At 42.2% G+C, this 926-nt stretch carries 1 protein-coding gene; it reads left to right on the forward strand.

The window, feature by feature from the left end; translation table 11 throughout:
* Nucleotides 1–61 precede the first annotated feature (61 nt).
* Entirely contained in the window at nt 62–700 is a 639-nt protein-coding gene (locus tag ACTXGO_RS14785; protein ID WP_435950517.1) for a peroxiredoxin, read from the forward strand.
* Nucleotides 701–926 lie beyond the last annotated feature (226 nt).

The following is a 926-nucleotide window of genomic DNA, read 5'->3' on the forward strand; positions in this document are numbered from 1 at the left end:
GGCGCAGATAGCGCTAAGCGTTTGTACAATTAAAACTAAAATTCACAACAAGGAGCTTTACATGGCACATTTACGTTTAGGTGATGATGCACCAAACTTTGATGCGAACACCACAGATGGTCAGATTAACTTTTATGATTGGGCGGGTGATAATTGGGTAGTGTTCTTCTCGCACCCAGCTGATTTTACCCCAGTATGTACGACTGAGCTTGGCCGCGCTGCTGCCTTGAATGGCGAGTTCCAAAAGCGCGGTGTCAAGCCAATCTGTATCTCTGTTGATAGTATCGAAGATCATCATCAGTGGGCAAAAGATATCGGCGAGACACAAGGCACGGACTTGAACTTCCCAATTATCGCTGATCCTAATAAAGAAGTGGCTGAGCTGTATGACATGATGCATCCTAATGCTGACAGCACGCATACCGTACGTAGTGTCTTTATTATTGATCCTAACAAAAAAATCCGCCTGACTCTGACCTATCCTGCCAGCTGTGGTCGTAACTTTGATGAGATCATCCGAGTCATTGATGCTATTCAATTGTCTGATGAGTACAATATTGCCACACCAGTAGACTGGAAAGATGGCGATGACGTTATTATTCCGCCAAGTGTCAAAAACGAAGACATCGCGGCAAATTACCCTAAAGGTCATACTGAGATTAAGCCTTACTTGCGTACTACGCCTGCACCAAACAAGTAAGTCGTATTTAGCATGCACACTAAGAGCCTCATAACGTCATGTTATGGGGTTTTTTGTTGTCTGTTATATTAAAGATGAATGGCTGTGCTAGACTCAAGACGTAAAATATATTAACGTAGCTTACTAACAAATGATTATCTCAAACTATATAAAAGGACTTTATCATGAAAAAATTATACGTGACCCGCACGGCTCCCAATCCACGTAAAGCACTTATTTTAATGGC

The organism is Psychrobacter sp. T6-1 (assembly GCF_052258445.1).